General features: G+C 71.9%; 23 protein-coding genes and 1 pseudogene. 12 read left to right on the top strand and 12 right to left on the bottom strand.

The window, feature by feature from the left end:
- Window positions 1-122 precede the first annotated feature (122 nt).
- Window positions 123-524 (bottom strand): hypothetical protein, encoded by a 402-nt coding sequence (locus tag ACWCQM_RS30395; protein ID WP_450918287.1) that lies wholly within the window; start codon window positions 522-524, stop codon window positions 123-125.
- Between the two features lie 108 nt (window positions 525-632).
- Here ACWCQM_RS30395 and ACWCQM_RS30390 point away from each other — a divergent pair, with 108 nt between their 5' ends.
- On the top strand, window positions 633-953 hold the full coding sequence (locus ACWCQM_RS30390; protein ID WP_450918286.1) for a hypothetical protein: 321 nt from the start codon (window positions 633-635) through the stop codon (window positions 951-953).
- A 61-nt stretch (window positions 954-1014) separates the two neighbouring features.
- Here ACWCQM_RS30390 and hutH read toward each other — a convergent pair whose 3' ends face one another.
- The 5 genes from hutH to ACWCQM_RS30365 form a co-directional block, all read right to left on the bottom strand.
- Window positions 1015-2574: a histidine ammonia-lyase gene (gene hutH / locus ACWCQM_RS30385; protein WP_450918285.1), complete on the bottom strand. Its 1560-nt coding sequence runs from the start codon at window positions 2572-2574 to the stop codon at window positions 1015-1017.
- Between the two features lie 78 nt (window positions 2575-2652).
- Window positions 2653-3819, bottom strand: a complete 1167-nt coding sequence (locus ACWCQM_RS30380) for a diguanylate cyclase domain-containing protein (RefSeq protein ID WP_450918284.1) — start codon at window positions 3817-3819, stop codon at window positions 2653-2655.
- Window positions 3820-3883: 64 nt separating this feature from the next.
- The gene (locus ACWCQM_RS30375) at window positions 3884-4696 is read right to left on the bottom strand and encodes an enoyl-CoA hydratase/isomerase family protein (RefSeq protein WP_450918283.1); all 813 of its coding nucleotides are present in this window, start codon (window positions 4694-4696) and stop codon (window positions 3884-3886) included.
- A gap of 83 nt (window positions 4697-4779) precedes the next feature.
- Window positions 4780-5979 carry an adenylate/guanylate cyclase domain-containing protein gene (locus tag ACWCQM_RS30370; protein ID WP_450918282.1) on the bottom strand — a complete coding sequence of 400 codons (1200 nt, stop codon included), beginning with the start codon at window positions 5977-5979 and terminating at the stop codon, window positions 4780-4782.
- A gap of 165 nt (window positions 5980-6144) precedes the next feature.
- Window positions 6145-7014, bottom strand: a complete 870-nt coding sequence (locus ACWCQM_RS30365; RefSeq protein ID WP_450918281.1) for a biotin--[acetyl-CoA-carboxylase] ligase — start codon at window positions 7012-7014, stop codon at window positions 6145-6147.
- Between the two features lie 175 nt (window positions 7015-7189).
- On the opposite strand from ACWCQM_RS30365, the gene ACWCQM_RS30360 reads away from it, so the two are divergent.
- From ACWCQM_RS30360 to ACWCQM_RS30345, 4 genes are all read left to right on the top strand, one after another.
- Window positions 7190-8770, top strand: coding sequence for an acyl-CoA carboxylase subunit beta (locus ACWCQM_RS30360; RefSeq protein WP_073744545.1), 1581 nt, complete (start codon window positions 7190-7192; stop codon window positions 8768-8770).
- Window positions 8771-8785: 15 nt separating this feature from the next.
- Window positions 8786-8992, top strand: a complete 207-nt coding sequence (locus tag ACWCQM_RS30355; protein WP_267073958.1) for an acyl-CoA carboxylase epsilon subunit — start codon at window positions 8786-8788, stop codon at window positions 8990-8992.
- 73 nt (window positions 8993-9065) lie between these two features.
- The gene (gene mmpB / locus ACWCQM_RS30350) at window positions 9066-9194 is read left to right on the top strand and encodes a morphogenic membrane protein MmpB (protein WP_099174806.1); all 129 of its coding nucleotides are present in this window, start codon (window positions 9066-9068) and stop codon (window positions 9192-9194) included.
- Window positions 9195-9213: 19 nt separating this feature from the next.
- A complete protein-coding gene (locus ACWCQM_RS30345) occupies window positions 9214-9825 on the top strand; it encodes a nucleoside triphosphate pyrophosphatase (protein ID WP_450918280.1) in 612 nt (203 codons plus the stop codon).
- On the opposite strand, the gene ACWCQM_RS30340 is transcribed toward ACWCQM_RS30345, so the two are convergent.
- A complete protein-coding gene (locus tag ACWCQM_RS30340; RefSeq protein ID WP_450918279.1) occupies window positions 9826-10266 on the bottom strand; it encodes a hypothetical protein in 441 nt (146 codons plus the stop codon). It abuts the gene before it with no gap.
- A gap of 388 nt (window positions 10267-10654) precedes the next feature.
- Between ACWCQM_RS30340 and ACWCQM_RS30335 the strand changes: the two genes are divergently transcribed.
- Entirely contained in the window at window positions 10655-12409 is a 1755-nt protein-coding gene (locus ACWCQM_RS30335; protein WP_450918278.1) for an acetyl/propionyl/methylcrotonyl-CoA carboxylase subunit alpha, read from the top strand.
- Window positions 12410-12497: 88 nt separating this feature from the next.
- The gene (locus tag ACWCQM_RS30330; protein WP_450918277.1) at window positions 12498-13127 is read left to right on the top strand and encodes a TetR/AcrR family transcriptional regulator; all 630 of its coding nucleotides are present in this window, start codon (window positions 12498-12500) and stop codon (window positions 13125-13127) included.
- Between the two features lie 23 nt (window positions 13128-13150).
- Here the strand turns inward: ACWCQM_RS30330 and ACWCQM_RS30325 are convergent, their stop codons facing one another.
- Window positions 13151-14125 (bottom strand): DeoR/GlpR family DNA-binding transcription regulator, encoded by a 975-nt coding sequence (locus ACWCQM_RS30325; RefSeq protein ID WP_267073963.1) that lies wholly within the window; start codon window positions 14123-14125, stop codon window positions 13151-13153.
- A gap of 134 nt (window positions 14126-14259) precedes the next feature.
- Window positions 14260-15699 (bottom strand): NAD(P)H-quinone dehydrogenase, encoded by a 1440-nt coding sequence (locus tag ACWCQM_RS30320; protein ID WP_450918276.1) that lies wholly within the window; start codon window positions 15697-15699, stop codon window positions 14260-14262.
- A gap of 250 nt (window positions 15700-15949) precedes the next feature.
- On the opposite strand from ACWCQM_RS30320, the gene ACWCQM_RS30315 reads away from it, so the two are divergent.
- The 3 genes from ACWCQM_RS30315 to ACWCQM_RS30305 all read left to right on the top strand — a co-directional run bounded on the left by ACWCQM_RS30315 (window position 15950) and on the right by ACWCQM_RS30305 (window position 19329).
- The gene (locus ACWCQM_RS30315; protein WP_307125293.1) at window positions 15950-16387 is read left to right on the top strand and encodes a gamma-glutamylcyclotransferase; all 438 of its coding nucleotides are present in this window, start codon (window positions 15950-15952) and stop codon (window positions 16385-16387) included.
- A gap of 104 nt (window positions 16388-16491) precedes the next feature.
- A complete protein-coding gene (locus ACWCQM_RS30310) occupies window positions 16492-17316 on the top strand; it encodes a purine-nucleoside phosphorylase (protein ID WP_450918275.1) in 825 nt (274 codons plus the stop codon).
- A 372-nt stretch (window positions 17317-17688) separates the two neighbouring features.
- Window positions 17689-19329: a phospho-sugar mutase gene (locus tag ACWCQM_RS30305; protein WP_450918274.1), complete on the top strand. Its 1641-nt coding sequence runs from the start codon at window positions 17689-17691 to the stop codon at window positions 19327-19329.
- A gap of 316 nt (window positions 19330-19645) precedes the next feature.
- Here the strand turns inward: ACWCQM_RS30305 and ACWCQM_RS30300 are convergent, their stop codons facing one another.
- Together ACWCQM_RS30300 and ACWCQM_RS30295 are read right to left on the bottom strand one after the other, a co-directional pair.
- The gene (locus ACWCQM_RS30300; protein ID WP_450918273.1) at window positions 19646-20497 is read right to left on the bottom strand and encodes a helix-turn-helix domain-containing protein; all 852 of its coding nucleotides are present in this window, start codon (window positions 20495-20497) and stop codon (window positions 19646-19648) included.
- A gap of 3 nt (window positions 20498-20500) precedes the next feature.
- A pseudogene (locus ACWCQM_RS30295) lies at window positions 20501-21243 on the bottom strand (DUF6879 family protein).
- A gap of 171 nt (window positions 21244-21414) precedes the next feature.
- Here ACWCQM_RS30295 and ACWCQM_RS30290 point away from each other — a divergent pair.
- Together ACWCQM_RS30290 and ACWCQM_RS30285 are read left to right on the top strand one after the other, a co-directional pair.
- Complete coding sequence (locus ACWCQM_RS30290) at window positions 21415-21618, top strand: hypothetical protein (RefSeq protein ID WP_450918272.1); 204 nt, start codon at window positions 21415-21417, stop codon at window positions 21616-21618.
- Window positions 21615-21860, top strand: a complete 246-nt coding sequence (locus tag ACWCQM_RS30285; RefSeq protein WP_450918271.1) for a hypothetical protein — start codon at window positions 21615-21617, stop codon at window positions 21858-21860. Before ACWCQM_RS30290 ends, ACWCQM_RS30285 begins: the two co-directional genes overlap by 4 nt.
- A 172-nt stretch (window positions 21861-22032) precedes the next feature.
- Here the strand turns inward: ACWCQM_RS30285 and ACWCQM_RS30280 are convergent, their stop codons facing one another.
- On the bottom strand, window positions 22033-22671 hold the full coding sequence (locus ACWCQM_RS30280; protein WP_450918270.1) for a PH domain-containing protein: 639 nt from the start codon (window positions 22669-22671) through the stop codon (window positions 22033-22035).
- Between the last annotated feature and the right edge of the window lie 59 nt (window positions 22672-22730).

Below are 22730 nucleotides of genomic sequence, written 5' to 3'. Positions count from 1 at the left end.
TTCCAAGAACACTCCGACCGGGTGTTCCGTTCCACATCCGGCGTGGATGTGGGGAACACCACTGATCGACGCGCCCGCGGGGGCGCTGGTTCCCGTCACCCGTGAGGAGGGCCCCGCGGGCGTCAGCGTTCCGTGTTCCCGCCGCCTTCTTCGTCGTCGGTGTCATTGTCCTCGATCCCGTAGTACGCCTCGTCCCCGTCCTCTCCGGCGGCCCATTCCTCGGCGTCGGGGTCGTAGTCGATCGTCTCGCTGCTCCAGGAGGCCTGGGCCAGCTCGACGCCGGGCACCTGGCTGATCAGATCGAAGGGGTCGATCAGCGAGGCGAGGGCTTCCGCTCCGTCTGCCCTGACCGTCTCCTCGGCATGCGTACGTTCCTCGGGCGACTCCTCGGCGGAGGCTCCCTCGGCGGTGAAATCGGCGGCGATGCTCTCCAGCGCCGTTCCGGTCAGGGCGTCCGCGTCGCTGATCTCCAGGACCATCTCCACGCGAAGCCGAACAAATACGGGTGTCTCCGAAGTGCTCATACGCGGGAGCGTAAGGCCCCCGGGAGCTGTGGGTTTCCTCCGACCCGCTGCTTTGCTTAGCATCGGCCCGGGGGGCTAACTGACGGCTGTCGCAAGGGGATCGATTCTGTGTCCATCGCTCGTCGCACGCTGCTGACCACCACAGCGGCAGGCACCCTGCTCTGCGCTCTCTGGTTCGTCCCCTCCGCCAACGCGACCGGCGGGGCGGACACGCGGAGCAGTTCCACCGGCTCGACCGCCGATTCCTCCGGGCAGGCCCGACAGGGGTCCGCCACAGGGGAGTTCATCTCCGGCGAAACGCTCGCCGACACCGGCACGGGCGTCGACACGACTCCGTACGTCGTCGGCGGCACGGCCTCGCTCTGCGTCGGTGCGGGGTTCATCGCGTTCTCGATGCGCCGGGGCACCGTACCGGGCACCGGTTTCTGAGCGACGGAAGGGCTGCCGCGTCCCCCCGGACGCGGCAGCCCTTCCGTGTGCGCCGGCCGGATCAGGCCAGCGGCCCGGTCACCGGTTCCACCGCGGCGATGAGCCGGCCCTCCCGTACGAAGGCGTCCGCGGCGGCCAGGTCCGGGGAGAGGAAGCGGTCGGGCCCGGGGCCCCGCACGCCCGCGGCCCGCAGCGCCTCGATGACGGCGAGCGAGGCGGGCCCGGGGGTCAGCCCCTCGGCGGCACGCAGTTCCACGCCACGGGTCGCCGCGTACAGCTCGACGGCCACGATCCGGGCGAGGGCGGTGACGGCGGTACGGAGCTTGCGCGCGGCCGACCAGCCCATCGAGACATGGTCCTCCTGCATCGCGGAGGACGGGATCGAGTCGACGGACGCCGGGACCGCGAGCCGCTTCATCTCGCTGACCAGGGCGGCCTGGGTGTACTGGGCGATCATCAGCCCCGAGTCGACCCCGGCGTCGTCGGCGAGGAACGGCGGCAGCCCGTGCGAGCGGTTCTTGTCCAGCAGCCGGTCCGTGCGGCGCTCGGTGATCGAACCGAGGTCGGCGGCGGCGATCGCCAGGAAGTCGAGGACGTACGCGACGGGCGCGCCGTGGAAGTTGCCGTTGGACTCGACCCGCCCGTCCGGAAGGACGACCGGGTTGTCCACCGCCGAGGCCAGTTCGCGGTCCGCGACGAGCCGCCCGTGCGCGAGGGTGTCGCGGCCGGCGCCGTTGACCTGGGGCGCGCAGCGCACGGAGTAGGCGTCCTGGACCCGGGGGGCGTCGGACGTGATGTCGGCGTGCCGCCCCGTGAGGCCGGACCCGGCGAGGACCCGCAGCATGTTGTCGGCGGAGACGCCCTGGCCGGGGTGCGGGCGGATGGCGTGCAGCTCCGGGGCGAGCACCTTGTCCGTGCCGAGCAGCGCCTCCAGGGAGAGCGCGGCGGTGATGTCGGCGCTGGTGTAGAGGCTCTTCAGGTCCGCGAGGGCCATGACGAGCATCCCGAGCATGCCGTCGGTGCCGTTGAGGAGCGCGAGCCCCTCCTTCTCGCGCAGCTCGACGGGGGTGATGCCGTGCGCGGCGAGGAGCTCGGCCGCGGGCCGCACGACGCCGTCGGCGCCCTCGGCGTCGCCCTCGCCCATCAGGGTCAGCGCGCAGTGCGAGAGCGGGGCGAGGTCGCCGGAGCAGCCGAGCGAGCCGTACTCGTGGACGACGGGGGTGATGCCCGCGTTGAGCACGTCGGCCATGGTCTGCGCGACTTCGGGGCGTACGCCGGTGCGGCCGGAGGCCAGGGTCTTGAGCCGCAGGAACATCAGGGCGCGGACGACCTCGCGCTCGACGTGGGGGCCCATGCCCGCCGCGTGCGAGCGGACGATGTTGCGCTGGAGCTGCGCGCGCAGACCGGGGCTGATGTGACGGCTGGCGAGGGCGCCGAAGCCGGTGGAGACGCCGTAGACCGGCTCGGGCTTGGCGGCGAGCGCGTCGACGATCTCGCGGGCGGCGGCGAGGGCTTCGACGGCGGCGGCCGAGAGTTCGACCCGGGCGCCCTGGCGTGCCACGGCGATGACGTCGTCGGCGGTGGTGCCGGACGTCCCCACCACGACTGTATGCATATCCATATTCAGAAGCCTACGGACTGAAACCCGCCATGTCACCAGTGGTCGTGGGTTTGACCCCTTACACGGGTCTCGCGGCGGTCACCGGTCACCGTTCGGCGGGTTTCCCCGGAGCCGGCGGCGATCGTGCGGCGAGCGGGGCGGGGAGTCGGCGAGCCGGATCACATCACCGTCGCGCCCCGCCACGACCGGTTTACGGGAGTGCGCCGCCTTCGCCTGGTACTGGGCGGCGTCCGCCAGCCGGAAGAGCCGGCGCGCGGACTGGACCGGGCCGATGTCGTCACCCGTGGACGCGACCCCGCAGGCGACCCCGTTGCCGAGCTCCAGGGCGACGGCCCGTGCGCAGAGCTCCTCGGACACCCGGACGACGTCGTCGGCGGACGGCCCCACGGTCAGCAGACAGAACTCGTCGCCGCCGAGGCGCGCGGCCAGCGCGCCGGGGAGCATGGCGCCGCAGAGCGAGAGCACGGAGCCGAAACGTTCCAGCAGGCGGTCGCCGACGGCGTGGCCGTGCGTGTCGTTGACCGTCTTGAGGCCGTTCAGATCGCAGACGGCCAGGCTGACCACGGCCCCCTCGGCGCGGTGCAGCTCCAGCGCCTCGTCGAGCCGGATGTCGACGGCCCTGCGGTTCGCGAGGCCGGTCAGCGGATCGGTGAAGGCCAGCTGGCGGACCTCTTCGAGCCGCTCGGTCTGCGCGATGCCCGCCGCGACGACCGCGGCCAGCACGGTCGCGAAGTCCGCGTCGTCCCGGTCGAAGACCGGGGCTCCCGCCGGGCGGGCCACGTAGAGCTCACCCCAGGCCCTCCCGTGCAGCACGATCGGGGCGACCACGCAGCAGCCCCGGCCGCGCCTGCGCAGCGCCGCGACGCGCTGATGACAGAACGGCCGGGCGCCCCGGGCCGGTGCGCCCGGGGCCTGGGTGCCGTCGGCGGTCTCCACCCAGGCGTCGGGTTCGCCGCCGCCCGCCCAGCGCTCGTGCAGGAACTCGGTGATCTCCGGGAACTGGTGCACGGGGTAGGCCTCGGCCTCGGGGAACTGCTCCTCCCCCTCGGCCCGCTCCCCCGCGTTCACCAGCACGCGCAGCCTGCCCTGCTCCCGCTCCCACACGGACAGGGCGGCGAAGCTGCCGCCCAGCGCCTCGCACGCCCCTACCGCCGCCGCGTGCCACGAATCGCGCGGGGTGTACGCCGCCGCCATCGTCTGCGCAAGCGCCACCACCGCGCGCAACCGCGCATCATCACCGCCCATTGCCCCAGCTTAGGTAGGTTTGATCTGATTTGATCAGTTGACGGCGCTGATGATCTTCAGGGCCTCACTCGCCGGGCCAGCTGGGCTTCCGCTTCTCGTTGAACGCCGCGACGCCCTCGGCCCGGTCCCCGGAGAAGGCCACCGACCGCCAGGCCGCGTCCTCGACCTCCAGCCCCGCCCGCAGATCCAGGCCCTGCCCCAGCCGCAGGGCCCGCTTGGCGGCCCTGAGCCCCACCGGGGAGTTCGCCGCGATCCGGGCGCCCAGGGCGAGCGCGGCCTCCCGGTCCCGGCCGGCCTCGACCAGCTCGTCGACCAGGCCGAGCTCACGCGCCTCGTCCGCCTCCACCCGGCGCGCGCTGAAGACCAGCTCGGCCGCACGGGCCGCGCCGACCCTGCGGGGCAGCAGCTGCGTACCACCGCCGCCGGGGATGACGCCGACGGAGACCTCGGGCAGGCCGACCACGGCCGTGCGGTCGGCCACGATCACGTCGCAGGCCAGCGCGAGCTCGAAGCCGCCGCCGAGGGCGAAGCCGTGCACCGCGGCGACGACGGGCATCGGAAGCTCCAGCACGCCGGTGTACGCGGCCCGCGCGGTGGGCCGCTGCCGCACCAGCTCGGCGTCACTGAAGGAGTTCCGCTCCTTGAGGTCGGCGCCCACACAGAAGGCCCGCTCACTGCTGGACGTGAGTACGGTCGCCCGCACGTCCCGGTCGGCCCCGAGCGCGTCGCACGCCTCGGCGACGGCCACCGCCATCGCGGTGCTCACCGCGTTCATCGCCCTGGGCCGGTCGAGCACGAGCTCGGCGACATGGTCCTGGCCCTCGTGGCGCCGTACGACGACGAATTCCCCGAACCTCTGCTCGGACGTGACACCCATGCTGCACCCCTCCGGTTAACGAGCGTTACCGGAATCCTAGGGTGGGCCGTCCGCCGCGCGGGGTTGAGTCCCAGGGCAGCGGCTCAGCCGGCCGGTTTGCCCCGGCGGGCCAGGAGCCAGGGCTCGACCACGCCCAGCCCTCGCACCGGCCGCTGCCACATGGGCTGCAGCCCGAAGCGGTACGTCGGCAGCGGTGGCTCCTCGTCCGGCGCCCGGCCCTCCTTCTCCGCCAGCCGCACCCGCTCCGCCGCCGCCGCGGCCTCCTCGGCCGCCTGCGCCTCGGACGCGGGGGCGTCGCCGTTCCTGATCAGCTCCTGGGCGAAGGCCCCGTCGACCAGCACCGCGTCCTTGGGCGCTATCGACGTGAGCCGGCTGGCCAGATTCACCGTCGTACCGAAGACGTCGCCCATGCGCGTCGTGACCGTGCCGAACGCGATGCCCACCCGCAGCGCGGGCATCGTGGTGTCCTGGGACATCGCCTCGACCAGCCGGAGCGCTATCTCGCCCGCCGTGCCCGCGTCGTCCGCCGCGAAGAGCACCTCGTCGCCCAGGGTCTTGATGAGCCGTCCGCCGTGCGCGGCGACCAGGTCGGCCGAGGTCGTCTCGAAGGACTCGACCAGCTCACCGAGCTCCTCCTCCTCCAGCCGCCGGGTCAGCCGGGTGAAGCCCACGAGGTCGGCGAAGCCCACCGCGAGGCGCCGGTCGACCATCTCCTCGTCGTCCCCGGTCTGCACGACCCGCCCGGTGGCCGCCGCCAGCTGGCGCCGCCACACGTAGACCAGGAACTCCTGGAGCTCCGGCAGGAGGAGTTCGATCAGCGGATACGTGACCTCGGTACGGGTCATTCCGGGCTCGGGGGGCTCGGTCAGCCCCTCCAGGAAGGAGTCGATCTGCCACTCGGCGAGCCGGGCCGTGGTCTGGCCGGTGGACCGGGCCACCTGGATCGCCATCGGCTCGCTGAGCAGTCCGGCCTCGACGAGACCGGCGAGGCGCCGCAGTGCCAGCACGTCGGCCTCGGTGAGCGCCTTGGCCTGCCCGATGTCGGCGAACCCCATGGCCCGCCAGAACCGGGAGGCCAGGTCCATGGATACCCCGGCGGTCCTGGCCGCCTGGAACGGCGTGTAGCGGCGGTCGGCCCCCAGGATCAGGGACTCCAGCCGGATCGCGAGAGGGTCGTCGGTCGGTTCGGCCGTGTGGTCGACCTCGTGATGCGGTGTCGAGTGGACCGACGGCCCCGACGAGGGCTCCGCGCCGTCGTCGGAGTTCGTGTCGTCGACGGTCACCGGCCGCCTCCTGCCCGTTCCCTGCGCACTGCCCTGCCGATCTGTCGCTGGATCGCCTCAACGATACGGCAGGTGTGCCCTGGCTCACGTCCCCGGTGACATGGTTACGGGTCCGTCATACGTGACATCACCCGTATGTGCGGACGCACACCCCCGAGCGCCGGATCAGGTGAGACCGCCCTCCTCCCCGCGCAGGTGGACGATGTCTCCGGCCGACACCGGCTCCTGGAGCCCGTCGCCCGTGGCCAGCACCAGCCGCCCGTCCCCGTCGATCGCGACGGCCTCGCCGACGACGGACCGGTCGCCGGGCAGCTCGGCCCGCACCGTGCGGTCCAGGGTGGCGCAGCCCGCCGCGTAGGCGGCCTGGAGCCCGCTCTCGGCGGCGTCGCCGTTCGCGTCGCGCCACTGCCCGTACCACTGTTCGAGTGAACGCAGTACGGCCCGCAGCAGGGTCTCGCGGTCGGTGGAGACGGCTCCGGCGAGCGCCAGCGAACCGGCGTGCGGGGCCGGCAGCTCGGCCGCGCGCAGCGAGATGTTGAGGCCGATGCCGATGACGACGCCCTCCCCCGCGCGCTCGGCGAGGATGCCGCCGGTCTTGCGCTCGGTGCCGGCGATGGTCACCAGGAGGTCGTTGGGCCATTTCAGTGCCATGTCGACGCCCGCCGACTGCGCGAGGCCCGTCGCGGCGGCGACACCGGTGAGCAGCGGCAGCCAGCCCCACCGCTCGACGGGTACGCCGCCGGGGGTCAGGTAGACGGAGAGGAAGATGCCCGAGCGGGGCGGCGCCGTCCAGCTCCGGTCGAGGCGTCCGCGCCCCGCGGTCTGCTCCTCCGCGACCAGCACCGCGCCCTCCGCGAGCCCGCCGCCCGCCGCCCGTGCCGCGAGGTCGGAGTTGGTGGAGCCGGTCGCCTCGACGACGTCCAGCGAGGTCCACAGCCCGTCCGGTCTCAGCAGCCCGCGGCGGAGCGCCGCGACGTTCAGAGGCGGCCTGTCGAGGTCCGACCAGCGGTTGTGTGGCGCATCGGGAGGTGTCATGCAACCCACATTAGGTGTGGCCAACGACGCACTGCCGAACCGTATCCGCGCCGATACGCTACGGATCAGTAGCTAACACCGGCCGACGAGCAGGTAGCCGTCGAGCACACATGGGTCCAGCACTTCTACTGGATGTACCAGCCGTCCCCGTGACCAGGCAGGGAGCCGCCACCCGATGTCCGAGCCGCAGAGCGACATCCACACCACCGCGGGCAAGATCGCGGACCTCCAGCGCCGTATCGACGAGGCCACACACGCGGGTTCCGCCCGTGCCGTGGAAAAGCAGCACGCCAAGGGCAAGTTGACCGCCCGGGAACGCGTCGAGCTCCTGCTCGACGAGGGCTCCTTCGTGGAGCTGGACGAGTTCGCGAGGCACCGGTCCACCAATTTCGGCATCGAGAAGAACCGCCCCTACGGGGACGGGGTCGTCACCGGATACGGCACGGTCGACGGCCGCCCCGTCTGCGTGTACTCGCAGGACTTCACGATCTTCGGCGGCTCGCTGGGCGAGGTCTACGGCGAGAAGATCGTCAAGGTCATGGACTTCGCGATGAAGACCGGCTGCCCGGTCATCGGCATCAACGACGGCGGGGGCGCCCGCATCCAGGAGGGCGTGGCCGCGCTCGGCCTGTTCGCCGAGATCTTCCGCCGCAACGTCCACGCGTCGGGGGTCGTCCCGCAGATCTCACTGATCGTCGGGCCGTGCGCGGGCGGCGCGGTCTACTCTCCCGCGATCACCGACTTCACGGTCATGGTCGACCAGACCTCGCACATGTTCATCACCGGGCCCGACGTCATCAAGACGGTCACCGGTGAGGACGTCGGCTTCGAGGAGCTGGGCGGCGCCCGCACGCACAACACCACGTCCGGCGTGGCGCACCACATGGCGGGCGACGAGAAGGACGCCATCGAGTACGTCAAGTCCCTGCTGTCCTACCTCCCGTCGAACAACCTCTCGGAGGCCCCGGCCTTCCCGGAGGAAGCCGATCTGGAGACCACGGACGAGGACCGCGAGCTCGACACCCTCATCCCGGACTCGGCGAACCAGCCGTACGACATGCACACCGCGATCGAGCACGTGCTCGACGACGGCGAGTTCCTGGAGACCCAGGCCCTGTTCGCGCCGAACATCATCACCGGCTTCGGACGCGTCGAGGGCTACCCGGTCGGCATCGTCGCCAACCAGCCGATGCAGTTCGCCGGCTGTCTGGACATCAACGCGAGCGAGAAGGCCGCACGCTTCGTCCGCACGTGCGACGCGTTCAACGTGCCGGTCCTCACCTTCGTCGACGTACCGGGCTTCCTGCCGGGAGTCGACCAGGAGTACGGCGGCATCATCCGCCGCGGCGCCAAGCTCATCTACGCCTACGCCGAGGCGACCGTCCCGCTGATCACCGTGATCACCCGCAAGGCCTTCGGCGGCGCCTACGACGTCATGGGCTCCAAGCACCTGGGCGCCGACCTGAACCTGGCGTGGCCGACCGCGCAGATCGCCGTCATGGGCGCGCAGGGCGCGGTGAACATCCTGCACCGCCGCACGATCGCCGCCGCCGACGACCCGGACGCCACCCGCGCCGAGCTGATGGCCGACTACGAGGACGCGCTGCTCAACCCGTACGTCGCGGCCGAGCGCGGTTACGTCGACGCGGTGATCATGCCGTCCGACACCCGCGCGCACCTGGTGAAGGGCCTGCGCCAGCTCCGTACGAAGCGCGAGTCGCTGCCGCCGAAGAAGCACGGCAACATCCCCCTCTAGCCACCGGGAGCCACCATGATCAAGGTCGTACGGGGCAATCCGACCCCGGAGGAGCTCGCCGCCGCGCTCGCCGTGGTCCGGGCGCGCGCCGCGGCGCTGACCGAGGTGCCGTCGGGCGCCCCGCTGCCGCCCGAACAGTGGTCCGACCCGGGGCGCATCGCCCGCCGGGGCGCGCTGCGGCCGGGGCCCCGCTCCTGGGCGCGGACGTACTGGCCCTCCTGAGACCGGGCACGTCAGCGGCGCTTGAGTACGCGTACTCAGGCGCCGCAGCCGTGTCCGGAGCACCATCGGAACCATGCTGTGGTCCGACCCCGAGAACAAGCCTCCCAAGGAACTGCGCGACGCCCAGGACATGATGCGGCGGGCGGGGCTGCTGCTGGCGCTGGCCATGGTCGTGGCGATGTTCGTCCTGGGCACCCGATGACGTTCCGGACGCGCCTACGATGGCCGGTATGACTGATCAGCGCCGCCTCGTGCTCGCCTCCGCCTCCCCCGCCCGTCTCGGTCTCCTGCGCCAGGCGGGCTTCGCCCCCGAGGTGATCGTCAGCGGTGTGGACGAGGACGCGATCACCGCGCCGACCCCGGCCGAGCTGGCGCTCGTACTGGCCGAGGCGAAGGCAGCCGCGGTGGCGGCCCGCCCCGAGGCCGCGGGCGCGCTCGTCATCGGCTGCGACTCGGTGCTGGAACTGGACGGCGAGGCGTACGGCAAGCCCGCCGACGCCGAGGAGGCCACCGCCCGCTGGAAGTCGATGCGCGGCCGGTCCGGCGTCCTGCGGACGGGCCACAGCGTCATCGACACGGCCACCGGCCGCACGGCGTCGGCGACCGCGTCCACCGTCGTCAGGTTCGGCGAGCCCACGGACGCCGAGGTGGCGGCCTACGTCGCCTCGGGCGAGCCGCTCCACGTGGCGGGGGCGTTCACCCTGGACGGCCGCTCGGCGCCGTTCGTCGAGGGGATCGAGGGCAGCCACGGCAACGTCATCGGGCTCTCCCTGCCGCTGCTGCGCGGCCTGCTGGGTGAACTGGGCGTCTCCGTCACCGACTTGTGGGTCTGATCACACCGGCGCCGGAGCCTCCTCGGGGCCGGTCTTCGCGGCCTCCGGCTCCCGGCGCTCGTACACCACCAGGGTGAGCACGATCAGCGCCAGGACGGCCATCAGGAACACGAACGCCGGCCAGCCGATCAGCCCGACCGCCAGCGCGCCCAGCACGCCGTGCACGACCGCGCAGGCGATGAGGGTGATCCTGGCGAGGCGTCCGGGCGCCCGGTCGCGTATCCCCGCCAGCAGCGGTATCAGCCCGCAGAGCACCAGCAGGGCCCCGGAGACGCCGCCCATCACCCACGTGCCGGTGACCATGGCGTCCGGATCGATCCCGGCGAGCGACATGCTCTGGTTGTCGGCCACCGTGGCGAGGACGGCGTTGACGATCACGATGCCCACGGCTTCCGCGAACAGAACGATCGCGGTCACGAAGGCCACTGGTCTGCGCACCATGGCGCCACCCCCTGTTACCTGCAGTACGTGCGTAGCGCGGACCCTACTAACGAGTAATGCTCCGGACAAGGGACCGCGCACCGTTCACTCCCGCGCCACGCCGCCCCGGCGTCCGGTCATCGGCGCCGCGGCAAAGATTCCCTCGGCCGTTCGTAGGGAGTCCACAAAGAAACGCCGCGCGGCGTTGACCGTCCGGACAGAGACTTGGGCCACACTTCGTGGCTACTGTGCGGTTCAGGATCCCGGCGTACCGTGGTGCGACAAGGGATTTCGCGACTCGAGGAAGCCTCGAATCACACTCCGTGTGGGCAAGTTCACTACTGGGGACGGGTCGTAGGGCCGTGTTGGTAGTCCCTAAACTCAGCTTGTTCTCAAGGAGGGAGTCATCGTGCGCAAGGTGCTCATCGCCAACCGTGGCGAAATCGCTGTCCGTGTTGCTCGGGCTTGCCGGGATGCCGGAATCGCGAGCGTAGCCGTCTACGCCGATCCGGACCGGGACGCTCTGCATGTGCGCGCGGCCGACGAGGCGTTCGCTCTGGGCGGTGACACTCCGGCCGCCAGCTATCTGGACATGGCCAAGGTGCTCCAGGCCGCGAAGGATTCGGGGGCGGACGCGATCCACCCCGGTTACGGCTTCCTCTCGGAGAACGCGGAGTTCGCCCAGGCAGTGCTGGACGCCGGTCTGACGTGGATCGGTCCGCCGCCGCACGCCATCCGGGACCTCGGCGACAAGGTCGCGGCCCGTCACATCGCGCAGCGCGCCGGCGCCCCGCTGGTGGCCGGCACGCCGGACCCGGTGAGCGGCTCGGCCGAGGTCGTGGAGTTCGCCGAGAAGAACGGCCTGCCGATCGCCATCAAGGCGGCCTTCGGCGGTGGCGGGCGCGGCCTCAAGGTGGCCCGCACGCTGGAGGAGATCCCCGAGCTGTACGACTCGGCGGTCCGTGAGGCCGTCGCGGCGTTCGGCCGCGGCGAGTGCTTCGTCGAGCGCTACCTCGACAAGCCGCGCCACGTGGAGACCCAGTGCCTGGCCGACTCCCACGGCAACGTGGTGGTCGTGTCGACGCGTGACTGCTCGCTCCAGCGCCGCCACCAGAAGCTGGTCGAGGAGGCCCCCGCGCCGTTCCTGACCGAGGACCAGAACGCGCAGCTGTACGCCGCGTCGAAGGCGATCCTGAAGGAGGCCGGCTACGTCGGCGCCGGCACGGTCGAGTTCCTCGTGGGCCTGGACGGCACGATCTCCTTCCTGGAGGTCAACACCCGCCTCCAGGTCGAGCACCCGGTCACCGAGGAGGTCACCGGCCTCGACCTCGTGCGCGAGATGTTCCGCATCGCCGACGGCGAGGAGCTCGGTTACGGCGACCCGGCCGTGCGCGGTCACTCGTTCGAGTTCCGGATCAACGGCGAGGACCCGGGCCGCGGCTTCCTGCCCGCCCCGGGCACCGTCACCTCCTTCGCCCCGCCGACCGGCCCGGGCGTCCGGCTGGACGCGGGCGTCGAGTCGGGTTCGGTCATCGGCCCGGCGTGGGACTCCCTGCTGGCCAAGCTGATCGTGACCGGAGCGACCCGCGAGCAGGCGCTGCAGCGCGCCGCGCGTGCGCTGGCCGAGTTCCAGGTGGAGGGCATGGCCACGGCCATCCCGTTCCACCGCGCGGTCGTGGTCGACCCGGCGTTCACCTCGGACCCGTTCCGGGTCCACACCCGGTGGATCGAGACGGAGTTCGTCAACGAGATCAAGCCGTTCGCGGTGCCCGCCGACCAGGACGCGGACGAGGAGTCCGGCCGCGAGACCGTGGTCGTCGAGGTCGGCGGCAAGCGCCTGGAGGTCTCGCTGCCCTCCTCGCTCGGCATGAGCCTGGCGCGTACGGGCCTGGCGGCCGGTGCGAAGCCGAAGCGCCGCGCGGCGAAGAAGGCCGGTTCCGCGGCCTCCGGTGACACGCTGGCCTCCCCGATGCAGGGCACGATCGTCAAGATCGCCGTCGAGGAGGGCCAGGAGGTCAAGGAGGGCGACCTCATCGTCGTACTCGAAGCCATGAAGATGGAGCAGCCGCTCAACGCGCACCGCTCCGGCACGGTGAAGGGCCTGTCGGCCGAGGTCGGCACCTCGGTCTCGTCCGGCGCCGCGATCTGCGAGATCAAGGACTGAGCACTCGCTCTTCCGCACTGGGGGCCCGGCATCCGCCGGGCCCCCAGTGGCATCCTGGGAGCGAGGCGGACGGCAGGAGGACAGGGCGATGGCGATGAGCACCGCGGCGACACCGGCCCGGCCCATGCGCGCGGACGCACGCCGCAACTACGACCGGCTGGTGGGCGAGGCCCGCGCGTCCTTCGCGGCGCACGGCACGGATGCCTCGCTGGAGGACATCGCCCGCCGGGCGGGGGTCGGCATCGGCACGCTCTACCGGCACTTCCCCCACCGCGAGGCGCTGATCAACGCGGTGTTCCAGGAGGCCCTGACCGCGCTCATCGCGCGCTCCGGCGAACTGGAGCGGGCCGAGCAGCCGTGCACCGCCCTGGTGGACTGGCTGGGCGCGATCATCACCCATGCGGGCGAGTACCGCGGCCTGGCGGGGGCCCTCATGTCCGCTTCGGGCAACGAGACTTCGGCGCTGACGCCCTGCCATGTGCCCCTGCGCCAGGCAGGGGCGCGGCTGCTGGCGCGCGCGCAGTCGAGCGGCTCGGTGCGGACCGACGTGTCGATCGACGACCTGCTGCAGCTGACGAACGCGATCGCGCTGGCCGCGGAGCAGACCCCGGCCGACCCTGCCCTGGCCGACCGCCTGCTGCGCCTCACCCTGCGCGGCCTGAAGGCCGACCCGGCCGCCGGCCCCGTGCCCTCGGCCCCGCCCGGCGCCCCGGCCTGACGGGCGCCTCCGGGCCCGCGCCCCTACCTGCGCCGGAGATCCGCGACCCGTCCCACCGGACCGTCCGCCAGCGCGGCGGCGCTCCGCAGCTGCGGTCCGAGTCCCCCACCGGGCGCCCCGTGGCCGCCCTGTGTGCGCCGCTGCCCCGGCAGCGGCATCTCCTGCCGGGGCTGGCGTCCGGGCGGCACATGGTCACCTCCGGAGCGGGACTCCGTGTCGGGTCCCGCCACCGTGATCTCCACACCCTGGTCGGCGAGCGCCTGGAGCTCCGTGGCCGCACGCTCGTCATGGACCGGCGGTTCGTCCGTCACCAGACGGGTGATCAGTTCCGTGGGCACCGTCTGGAACATGGTGTCGGAGCCGAGCTTCGTGTGGTCGGCGAGGACCACCACCTCCGCCGCCGCCTGCACCAGCGCCCGGTCCACACTCGCCGAGAGCATGTTGGACGTGGACAGCCCGCGCTCCGCGGTCAGCCCGCTCCCGGAGAGGAAGGCCCGGGAGACCCGCAGCCCCTGGAGGGACTGCTCCGCCCCGCTGCCGACCAGCGCGTAGTTGCTCCCGCGCAGGGTGCCGCCGGTCATCACCACTTCCACCCGGTTGGCATGGGCCAACGCCTGGGCGACCAGCAGTGAGTTGGTGACCACGGTGAGGCCCGGCACACGCGCGAGCCGGCGGGCCAGCTCCTGCGTGGTCGTTCCGGCGCCGACCACGATGGCCTCGCCTTCACCGACCAGACCGGCCGCCAGGTCGGCGATGGCCGTCTTCTCCGCGGTGGAGAGATGGGATTTCTGCGGAAAGCCGGACTCCCGCGTAAAACCGCCCGGCAAGACCGCACCGCCGTGCCGGCGGTCGAGGAGTCCTTCTGCCTCCAGTGCCCGCACGTCCCGCCGTACGGTCACTTCGGAGGTCTGGACGACGCGGGCGAGCTCACGGAGCGATACCGCCCCGTTGGCGCGCACCATTTCGAGGATCAATTGACGACGTTCTGCAGCGAACACGAAACTGACAGTAACCTGGCCGTAGGTTGCTTTTCAGCAGTTTGCGCCGAATAACAGAAGTTGTACATGCGCGGGGCCCCCTGGTGGTATAGGGGCCCCGCCCATGTCACGCCGCGGCCCGTGGCCGCCGGGCGCTACGCCTCGCCCGCGCTCTTGCGGGTGTGCAACTGCCGGGCCACTTCGGCGATCGATCCGGAGAGCGAGGGGTACACGGTGAAGGCGTTGGCGATCTGCTCCACCGTCAGGTTGTTGTCCACCGCGAGCGAGATCGGGTGGATCAGCTCGCTGGCGCGCGGGGCGACGACACAGCCGCCGACGACGATGCCCGTACCGGGCCGGCAGAAGATCTTGACGAAGCCGTCCCGGATGCCCTGCATCTTGGCGCGCGGGTTGCGCAGCAGCGGCAGCTTCACGACACGGGCGTCGATCTTGCCGGAGTCGACGTCGGCCTGGCTGTAACCCACGGTGGCGATCTCGGGGTCGGTGAAGACGTTCGCGGAGACCGTCTTCAGGTTCAGCGGAGCCACCGCGTCGCCGAGGAAGTGGTACATCGCGATCCGGCCCTGCATCGCCGCGACCGAGGCCAGCGCGAAGATCCCGGTGACGTCACCGGCGGCGTACACCCCGGGGGCGCTGGTGCGGGAGACCCGGTCGGTCCGGATGTGGCCGGACTCCTTGAGCAGGACGCCCGCCTCCTCCAGGCCCATGCCCGCGGTGTTCGGGATCGCGCCGACCGCCATCAGGCAGTGGGTGCCGGAGATGACACGGCCGTCCGCGAGGGTGACCTCGACGCGGTCGCCGACGCGCTTGGCGGACTGGGCGCGGGAGCGGGCCATGACGTTCATGCCGCGGCGCCTGAAGACGTCCTCCAGGACGGCGGCGGCGTCCGGGTCCTCGCCCGGGAGCACCCGGTCGCGGGAGGAGACGAGGGTCACCCGCGAGCCGAGCGCCTGGTAGGCGCCCGCGAACTCGGCTCCGGTGACACCGGAGCCGACCACGATGAGCTCCTCGGGGAGCTGGTCGAGGTCGTAGACCTGGGTCCAGTTGAGGATGCGCTCGCCGTCGGGCTGCGCGTCCGGGATCTCCCGGGGGTGGCCACCGGTCGCTATCAGCACGGCGTCGGCGGTGAGCCGCTCCTCGGTGCCGTCGGCCGCGGTCACCACGACCTGGCGGGACCCGTCGGCGGCCTGGAGACCGTCGAGCCGGCCGCGGCCGCGCATGACCCTGGCACCCGCACGGGTGACCGAGGCGGTGATGTCGTGGGACTGGGCGAGCGCGAGGCGCTTGACACGCCGGTTGACCTTGCCCAGGTCGACGCCGACGACCCGAGCGGCCTGTTCCATGTGCGGGGTGTCGTCCGCGACGATGATGCCGAGCTCCTCGTAGGAGGAGTCGAAGGTGGTCATCACCTCGGCCGTCGCGATCAGGGTCTTGGAGGGCACGCAGTCGGTCAGCACCGACGCGCCGCCGAGGCCGTCGCAGTCGACGACGGTCACCTCCGCGCCGAGCTGGGCGCCGACCAGTGCCGCCTCGTAGCCGCCGGGGCCGCCGCCGATGATCACGATCCGGGTCACGAAAAGTCCGCCTCGCGTGGTGTCATCCCACGGCCGTCTGCCGCCCCGGCCGGGGGTCCGGGGGATCGCCCCGGCGTATGCAGTACGTAATTCATTGTCCCGCACGCGCCAAGCTGCTTCGCCCCGGGGCCCTCCATACGGGAACCGCCCTGGCCCGGCCACGGCCTCCACGGCCCCGCCGGCCCCCACGACCGGGGGTCTTCCCCGCCGCAACCCGCGCACCCCCGTCACCTCCCGTACCCTCGACCCCATGTCGCTCTACGCCGCGTACGCCGGCAACCTCGACGCGCGGCTGATGACGCGCCGCGCTCCGCACTCCCCGCTGCGCGGCACGGGCTGGCTCAACGGCTGGCGGCTGACGTTCGGCGGGGAGCAGATGGGCTGGGAGGGCGCGCTGGCCACGGTGGTGGAGGCCCCCCGTTCCCAGGTCTTCGTCGCGTTGTACGACCTGGCCCCCATGGACGAGGACTCCATGGACCGCTGGGAGGGTGTCGGCCTCGACATCTACCGCCGGATGCGGGTGCGGGTACACACCCTGGACGGCGAGGAGCCCGCCTGGATGTACGTCCTCAACGGCTACGAGGGCGGGCTGCCCTCCGCGCGTTATCTGGGCGAGGTGGCGGACGCCGCCGAGTCGGCGGGCGCGCCGCACGACTATGTGATGGGCCTGCGCAAGCACCCCTGCTGAGCACCGCCCCCCGACGCCTTCTGTACGAAAGTACGAGCACGACCGGCCAGACTCTGAGCGGACGCATCTACGCGCGTAGGGAATCACCGGTTACCCTCATCCGCGTGAACGCATCTGTTATTCCGGACCACGTCCAGGGCGACCCCCACTCCGCCGCCGCCGACGCCGCCGCCCGCCTGCGCGAGCTGACCGGCGCCGAGACCCATGACGTCGCCCTGGTGATGGGCTCCGGGTGGGCCCCCGCCGGCGATGCGCTCGGCACTCCGGAGGCCGAGTTCCCGGTCACCGCGCTGCCCGGATTCCCGGCGCCCGCGGTCGAGGGGCACGGCGGCACGATCCGCTCGTACAGGATCGGCGAGAAGCGTGCCCTGGTCTTCCTCGGCCGCACGCACTTCTACGAGGGCCGGGGCGTCGCCGCCGTCGCCCACGGCGTGCGTACGGCCGCCGCGGCGGGCTGCAGGACCGTCATCCTGACGAACGGCTGCGGAGGGCTGCGCGAGGGCATGCGCCCGGGCCAGCCGGTCCTCATCAGCGACCACATCAACCTCACGGCGGCCTCGCCGATCGTCGGCGCGAACTTCATCGACCTGACCGACCTGTACTCGCCGCGGCTGCGCGCCCTGTGCAAGGAGATCGACGAGACGCTCGAAGAGGGCGTGTACGTGCAGTTCCCCGGCCCGCACTACGAGACCCCGGCCGAGATCAACATGGTCCGGGTCATGGGTGGCGACCTGGTCGGCATGTCCACGGTGCTCGAGGCGATCGCGGCGCGTGAGGCGGGCGCGGAGGTGCTGGGCATCTCCCTGGTCACGAACCTCGCGGCGGGCCTGAGCGGCGAACCCCTCAACCACGAGGAGGTCCTCCAGGCCGGCCGCGACTCGGCCACCCGGATGGGCGCGCTGCTGGCACGGGTGCTGGAACGGATCTAGCCTCGCCGCTGCATGAGACCGCATCCAGCGTCGCCGCTGCATGAGACCGCATCCAGCCTCGCCGGCGATTGAGGCCGCATCCAGCCTCACCGCTGCATGAGACGCATCCAGCCTCACCTCTGCATGAGACCGCATCCAGCCTCGCCGCTGCATGAGACCGCATCCAGCCTCGCCGGCGTTTGAGGCGCGGGGGCCCGGGGGCAGAGCCCCCGAAAACCCGCGCCGGAGCGCCGTCTCCCACGACACTGGGCCACCAGATCAAGCCCCGCCGGCGATTGAGGCGCGGGGCCCGGGGCAGAGCCCCGGCCCGCCCCGCGCAGCGGCACACCCACCCCGCACCCGCACCCCGCATCCCGCAGAAAGGCGGACACCGTGCAGCAGGACCCCATCACGCAGGCCAGGGCCTGGCTCGCCGAGGACCCGGACCCCGACACGCGCGCCGAGCTCGCCGGACTCGTCGACGCCGGGGACCTCGACGCGCTCGCCGAGCGCTTCTCGGGCACGCTCCAGTTCGGCACCGCGGGCCTGCGCGGTGAGCTCGGCGCGGGCCCGATGCGGATGAACCGGTCGGTCGTGATCCGCGCCGCCGCCGGCCTCGCCGCGTATCTCCAGGCGAACGGCGGCACGGGCGGCCTCGTCGTGATCGGCTACGACGCCCGCTACAAGTCGGCCGACTTCGCCCGCGACACCGCGGCCGTGATGACCGGCGCCGGCCTGCGCGCCGCCGTGCTGCCCCGCCCGCTGCCGACCCCCGTCCTCGCGTACGCCATACGGCATCTGGGAGCCGTCGCGGGCGTGGAGGTCACCGCCAGCCACAACCCGCCGCGCGACAACGGCTACAAGGTCTATCTCGGCGACGGCTCGCAGATCGTGCCCCCCGCCGACGCGGAGATCGCCGCCGCCATCGCGGCGGTCGGCGCCCTCGACGGCGTGCCCCGCCCGGAGTCGGGCTGGGAGACCCTCGGCGAGGAGGTCCTGGAGGCGTATCTCGCCCGTACGGACGCAGTTCTCAGCCCCGGTTCGCCCCGTACCGCCAGGACCGTCCACACCGCGCTGCACGGCGTGGGCACCGCCGTGCTCACGGCCGCCTTCGCCCGGGCGGGGTTCCCCGAGCCCGTGCTCGTGGCCGAACAGGCCGATCCCGACCCCGCGTTCCCCACCGTCGCCTTCCCCAATCCGGAAGAGCCCGGCGCCATGGATCTCGCCTTCGCGACCGCGCGCCGGGCGCGGCCGGACCTCGTCATCGCGAACGACCCGGACGCCGACCGCTGCGCCGTGGCCGTCCCGGACGCGTCGGCCGAGGGCGGCTGGCGGATGCTGCGCGGCGACGAGGTCGGCGCGCTGCTCGCCGCCCATCTGGTCAGCCGCGGCGTCTCCGGGGTGTTCGCCGAGTCGATCGTGTCCTCGTCGCTCCTCGGCCGGATCGCCGCGAAGGCCGGTCTCGGCCACGAGGAGACGCTGACCGGCTTCAAGTGGATCGCCCGTGTCGAGGGCCTGCGCTACGGCTACGAGGAGGCGCTCGGCTACTGCGTGGACCCGGAGGGCGTCCGCGACAAGGACGGCATCACGGCGGCCCTGCTGATCACCGAGTTGGCCTCGGCGCTGAAGGAGGAGGGCCGCACCCTCCTGGACCTGCTCGACGACCTCGCGCTGGAACACGGTCTGCACGCCACGGACCAGCTGTCGGTGCGGGTGGAGGACCTCACGGTCATCGCGGACGCCATGCGGCGCCTGCGGGAGACTCCCCCGGTCTCCCTGGCCGGCCTCCCGGTGACCTCGGCCGAGGACCTCTCCCTGGGCACGGACGCGCTGCCGCCCACCGACGGCCTGCGCTACCACCTGACGGGAGCCCGGGTCATCGTCCGCCCGAGCGGCACCGAGCCGAAGCTCAAGTGCTATCTGGAGGCCGTGGTCCCGGTCGCGGACAGGGAAGGGCTCCCCGAGGCCCGGGCGAAGGGCGCGGAACTGCTGGCCGCTGTCCGGAGGGACCTGGCGGCGGCTGCCGGTCTCTGACGGACAGCCCGCGCGGGAATCCGGCCTTCCGTGCCCCGGACACCGGCGGTGTCCGGGGCACGGCGGCTTCGGCTTCCGCTCGCGCGGCGGCGTTCAGTGCCTCCATGACGGCCCCGCACAGGAGGGCGGTGGTGTGATGACCACCGCCCCTGACGGCTTCAAGCGGGTGTTTCCCTTCCGGGAAGGTCGCATATATCGCCCCGGCCTCCCGTGGGGTCTCCGGCGGCCTTCCGGTACCCGCCCAGGGCCGTCCGGCCGTACCCGCCGGCACGAGGCCCGGCGAGACCCCACGGAAGCCCTCGGCCCAGACGACCCGTCAACCCGGGTTCAGCGCGCGCCTGGCCGAGTTGATGACGTTGTGGGCGTCGGCCCCGTACACAGCCGACTCGCGGAGGGTCCGCCAGACCTTCGAGTACAAGGCGACGTTGTCGGCGTCGTCCAGCCACATCTCGGCGTGCCAGTCCTCCGCGACCACCAGGCGGTCATCAAGGACCCAGAACCCGTTGGCGGGCACGATCTTGACGGAGGCCGTGAAGGGGATGACGCCCAGCTCCACCGTGTCCATGCCGATCATCCCGGTGAGACGGTCGAGCTGGGCGACCAGCACCGAGGGCGGGCAGATCAGCGACCGCAACCCGGCTTCCCACATCAGGACGTGCAGCTTTCGACCGGGGCGATACAGCCACTCCTGACGCTGCGTCCGGGAGCGCACGGCGGCCTCGATGTCGCTGGCTCCGCCGAGCAGCTCCGCATAGCGTTGGATGACGTGGCGGGCGTACTCCGGGGTCTGCAACAGGCCGGGAACCACCGACTCTTCCCAGATCCGCATCTGTGAGGTGCGGTCGATCTCCGCGCTCAAGCCCTCGTGCAGCGGCTTGAACCCGTTCGCCAGCGCCCTGCGCCATGACCTGATGTGCGACTCAAACCCGGCCAGCCGGGCGGCGAGCTCGGCGTACGTACCCGGCTGCTCGGTCGCGTCAGCCCACGCCCTCAGGTCCTCGGGGGTGGCCGTCTGCCTGCCGTTCTCCAGCTTGCTGACCTTGGAGCCCTGCCAGCCGAGCCGCTGCGCGAGCTGCTGACCGGTGAGCCGACCACCAGGGCAGGTGAACCGAAGTTCGCGCAGTCGCGCGCCCAGGGCCACCCTGGCTTGCTGGTAGTCCGTGCTCACCGGTCATGCGCTCTGTTCGGACTCGGCGAACTGGTCGAACGGGATGGCGTGGTGCATCGCCGCGTCACGCACGACGGCGTACCGCACGACCTCAGCCGGTTCGGTGATCAGCTCGATGTCCGTGATGTTGTCGGCGCCATCGAAGCGCAGCACGGCGACGATACGTGAGTCGAAGATCCAGAAGTCCTCGGCGGGCAGGTCGGCCGCGTCCTCGCGCCACAGGTAGCGCATGTCCTCGCCGACCGCCGCGTTGTGCCGGGCGTAGTCGAGCAGGAACCGCTGCTCGGTGGTCATCGGCTTGTCAGCGATGCGCACCCGGCCGACGCGCTTGCCTGTTTCGGTCTGAGCCTTGATGTTGACGAACCAGGGCTCGTTGGGATCGCACGGCGAGGAGCCGGTGGCCAGGAACTCCTGAAAGTCGGGGTCCTCACGGTCAGAGGCGTAGCCGCGTCGGGTTTCCAGCCGCCAGGCGGTGTGTTTGAAGGTCTCGAACAGTCGGCGGAAGGTGGCCCGGTCGACGATCTCCGGCACCCGCTCCATCTCCTTCGGCCCCCAGTTCACGAGCAGTTCGCGGGGCACGGCCACCGCTGCATCGTCCGGCCCGAAGTGCTGGAGCTGCGCGAGGTCTTCCGGGTCGGTGACGGGCGTCCTTGAACGATGATCTCGCCGGTGCCTTCGTCCGTGTGCAGGGCGGGGCAACCGTCGACCTTGCTGTCTGTCCCGGTGAATCGCAGCTGACGAGCCATGGACGCTCTCCCTTCCAGGGGTGTTGATCAGCAGCATGTCCGGAGCCTCAGCTCGGTACCACGGGGCCAGGCCGGGTCCACGAGCAAACAGCAGCAATACTCGCGCCCCATCGAGCAAATTCGAGAAAGCAGCCTATCGCCAGCCAGCCGCTCACTTCTAGCGTCCGGCTCATGGCAACCAAGGAACAGCAGGACATTGACCCCTACGTGGCAACGGAATCCCTTCGGGCAGCGCTGGCCGAAGTCGGAATCGTGCTTCCGTCGCTGCGAGTGGACCCCGCATCCCCCGCGCTACGGCTCGTTGAACTGGGGCGGGTGCGCGCGGACGTGGCCGCCCGCCTCGCCGAAACACTTCAGCAAGCAGGCCGCGAGTGACCCAGCACCGGAAGCCAGCTACGACCCTCAACCACGGGAAGCTGCCATGGCCGCACGAGACGCTCGTGATGGACACGGTCTCGGAGCGCACGGGGCTGCTGGTAGGCGTGATCGAGGAGCGCTACAAGTCGAACGGCAAGCTGCGTAAGCGTCAGGCGTTCATGCGCCCCCGGGGCGGCGGCCAGGAATGGGACGTGCCCTTGGAACGCATCAAGCCGGTGACCGAGGCCGACAAGACTTAGCGACTCCACCGGGCGATGGCGTCCCGCACCAGGTCTTCCCAGCCCAGGTCGGCGGCCACCCTCAGCGCATCTGGCCCCACCCCCGCCGTCCCGTCGTGACGTCGGTGCGGCAAGCGCGATCCATTGAGGCCGCCGTGAAGCGCGCGTGCCGAAAAAAGCCGGACCGTCGGGTTCAGCCGATCGCGAGCAGCACCACGAGCAGCACCGCGCCGACCGCGGCCGGGGCGATCACCTCGTACGCCCAGCGCACGGACGCGGTGGTGGTGCCCGGCTCCTTGCGGGCGGCGGCCCGCTCGGCCAGCTCCCGCAGGTCGTTCACGGTCCGGTCGGCCGCCGCAGCGCGGGCCTGGGAGTCGCGGACGTCGGCGTGCACGGAGGTCCGGCCGTACGGGTCGTCGTGTGCCTGCTGGCCGGCCCTCCTGGCCGCCCGCTTGCGCTCGCGCAGCGAGACCGGGACCGCCCACAGCTGGTACTTCGCACCGCTGTGGGTGAAGATCTCGCTGGAGTACGCCGCGCGCACGGTGGAGACGTCGCTCCAGGGCAGCACGATCGTGCGGAACGGGTTACGGATGCGGATGCGCTCCTCGTCGGCGAAGACCGCCGGCCGCAGCGTGAACGCGACGATCAGCGGGACCACCATGAGCAGCGAGGCCAGCGCCAGCCATGGCACCCATCCCCTGCCCTGGAATACCGCGTCGCCACCGATCCAGCCGACCAGCAGGATCAGCAGGATGCCGCTGACCAGGCCGGCACCCGACCGGAAGGTCCGGTCGGCGTAGGCGGGCTCGGCGGGGGGTGTGGGGCTCGTCATGGTCCCGATTCTGCCTGAAGCGGGGCGGCCGACGGGGCGCGGCCTTGCCCGTCCTGGGG

The sequence above is a fragment of the Streptomyces sp. NPDC002125 genome (assembly GCF_053593715.1).
The sequence above is the reverse complement of the archived record's forward strand: the minus strand, read 5'-3'. Positions and strand labels throughout refer to the sequence as shown.